The sequence below is a fragment of the Bacillus sp. FAU20 genome (assembly GCF_056033865.1).
In genome coordinates this window covers 1-2,501 of the sequence record NZ_JBVYHY010000018.1, presented here as the reverse complement: position 1 = coordinate 2,501, position 2,501 = coordinate 1, and the positions used below count along the sequence as shown (strand labels likewise).

Annotated in this window: 3 protein-coding genes; 1 reads left to right on the top strand and 2 read right to left on the bottom strand. The window is 34.7% G+C overall.

The window, feature by feature from the left end; translation table 11 throughout:
* Nucleotides 1–128: 128 nt before the first annotated feature.
* Nucleotides 129–1,055: an aldo/keto reductase gene (locus tag AC0OM3_RS13345; RefSeq protein ID WP_000559371.1), complete on the top strand. Its 927-nt coding sequence runs from the start codon at nt 129–131 to the stop codon at nt 1,053–1,055.
* 19 nt (nt 1,056–1,074) lie between these two features.
* On the opposite strand, the gene AC0OM3_RS13340 is transcribed toward AC0OM3_RS13345, so the two are convergent.
* Both AC0OM3_RS13340 and AC0OM3_RS13335 read right to left on the bottom strand, forming a co-directional pair.
* Nucleotides 1,075–1,671, bottom strand: coding sequence for a DJ-1/PfpI family protein (locus AC0OM3_RS13340; protein ID WP_199696994.1), 597 nt, complete (start codon nt 1,669–1,671; stop codon nt 1,075–1,077).
* The gene (locus AC0OM3_RS13335; RefSeq protein WP_199696995.1) at nt 1,668–2,159 is read right to left on the bottom strand and encodes an ankyrin repeat domain-containing protein; all 492 of its coding nucleotides are present in this window, start codon (nt 2,157–2,159) and stop codon (nt 1,668–1,670) included. Before AC0OM3_RS13335 ends, AC0OM3_RS13340 begins: the two co-directional genes overlap by 4 nt.
* Between the last annotated feature and the right edge of the window lie 342 nt (nt 2,160–2,501).

Below are 2,501 nucleotides of genomic sequence, written 5' to 3'. Positions count from 1 at the left end.
TGTTGTTGTTCTTCGTTGGGTTATGCAAGCCGGATCTCTAACCACCACTGCCATGTATCAAAGTACGGTTTTCGCATTTATCGTGAAACGCTTTCGCGTTTTTCGTGCGCCGCTTCAGGAGGGGAAATATGCATTACCGCACATTAGGTAACACTGGAATAACTGTTTCTGAAATAGGTTTTGGGGCATGGGCAATCGGTGGTGATGAATGGGGACCTGTTAACGATAAACAATCTATAACTGCTATAAAAAAAGCCATTGAGTGTGGTGTGAATTTTATTGATACTGCGGATGTGTATGGTTTAGGACATAGTGAAAAGTTGGTGGCTACCGCGATTAAAGGACATCGTAATGATATTATACTATCAACGAAAGGTGGTTTAATCGGACATCACTACGACCCTAATGGCGTTCCTGTATATGATACTCCTGAAAAAATCATCGCCGTATTTGAAACAAGTTTACAACGTCTTCAAACAGATTATATTGATCTTTATTTTTGTCATATTTGGTGGCATAATCGTAGAGAAACAGAAGCATTTCTACGTGCATTTGACATATTAAAACGTGATGGCAAAGTAAGAGCAGTCGGTGTTTCGACTCATGATTTACAATACATTCATCATTTCAATAACAACAACGAAATTGATATCGTACAACTTGATTACAATATATTAAATCGAAAACCAGAAAAAGATATATTACCATTCTTACAAGAGAAAAATCTAGGGGCTGTTATTCGTGGTCCATTAAAAATGGGCATTTTAACTGGAAAATTTACAAATAAAACAATTTTTCCAGATGGAGATTTACGCAAAGATTGGCCAAATGAAACTTGGTTTCAAGAAGACTTACAAACCGTAGAGAAACTTCGGTTGCTCTCAAATAAAAATCAGACCCTAGGGCAACTTGCACTTCGCTATGTACTCTCTCATCCGGCAGTAAGTGTTGTAATTCCTGGTGCGAAGTCAGGAACGCAAGCACAAGAAAATGCAAATGCATCTGTTCGCCCTATTTTGAGTGATGAAGAGCTTAACTATATTCATTCAATATAAAAAGCCCAATCCGGGCTTTTTAATTTGGCAAACTAATATCATACTCCATTCGCTTCGCTGTGTCCTCCGCAACATGCACACCTAACAAGTTTTTCACAATATGAAATGCCATATTAATTCCAGCTGAAATTCCGGCAGATGTTATAATATGTCCTTCATCTACAAACTTTACATTTTCTATAACTTCAACATTTTGAAACTCATTTTTAAACTTTTCAATACTAGCCCAATGTGTTGTTGCTTTTAACCCTTCCAGTAAACCTGCTTTCGCCAGTAATAACGCTCCTGTACAAACTGAAGTCATCAGCTTTACTTCTTTCATTTGTTGGCGAATCCATTTTATTACTATTTCATTTTTTATTTCATATTTTCTAGCACCTAGCCCACCCGGAATTATTAAAATATCCACTGGTGGTAAATTTTCAATACTATAATCTGGCTGTACCTTCAATCCATTCCTTGCTGTAATCATTTCTCCATTCTCGTTAACTGTATAAACAGTAAATGGTTTTTCTTCATTCACCTCAGTTACAGAAAAAACTTCAAATGGCCCTGCAAAGTCTAACACTTCTACTTCATTAAATAAAAATATACCAACACTCCATTTATTCATCATAAGTTCACTTCCTGTTTCAAACGATGTAAAAGGTGATCATATCCTTTTTCTAATGCAATATCATACGCTGTTTTCCCATCATTTTTCTTTATCATCTTATTAGCTCCATTTTTAAGGAGTAGCATAATTATTTCTTCATTTCCTAATAATGCCGCTTCGTGAAGTCCTGTCCAGCCACCACTTTGCATAATATTTACATTTGATCCTTTTTCAATTAAGAAAGCAACAAGTTCACTTTGCTTGTTCGCGATTGCTGCTTGCAAAGGCGTATTTTCATTTTCGTTTTTCGCTCTACTATGTATATCTGCACCGCTTTCTAAAAGAAAACTCGCTATTTCTTTTTGTCCAAAATAAGCTGCTAAATGAAGTGGTGTCCAGCCATCTTCACTACATTCGTTAACAATACTTGGACTCGCCTTTATAAACTTCACTACTTTTCCCTTATGACCACTTATAACAGCTTGTGCTATTGATTGTAAATGCTCCATAATAATCTCCCATCCTTCAAACTATTTAAGCATCTCCTTCTACATGTTCTATTAATTATTACATTTTCCTTTTAAAACCTTAAGTTTACATAATAATATTATATATCACCTTTTGTGCTTAATGCTGAATAGCAATAATGTTAAAAATACTGCCTTTAAACAATGAAGACCATGATTTCATTAGAGTTACTGAAAAAGCAAGCAAAAAACTATACACATAGTTTTCATCATATTTGTTCAGTTGCATGAACTAAAACAGGTAATGTTTATTCTGCTATTTATGCTTTCAACATATCAAATAATATTATTCCAATAAAAAAACAATCCATTTTTAAAATGAAG

Bases quoted from the DNA above. Each gene is read 5' to 3' on its own strand.
- AC0OM3_RS13345 (WP_000559371.1), top strand. From the start codon at position 129: ATGCATTACCGCACATTAGGTAACACTGGAATAACTGTTTCTGAAATA.
- AC0OM3_RS13340 (WP_199696994.1), bottom strand. From the start codon at position 1,671: ATGATGAATAAATGGAGTGTTGGTATATTTTTATTTAATGAAGTAGAA.
- AC0OM3_RS13335 (WP_199696995.1), bottom strand. From the start codon at position 2,159: ATGGAGCATTTACAATCAATAGCACAAGCTGTTATAAGTGGTCATAAG.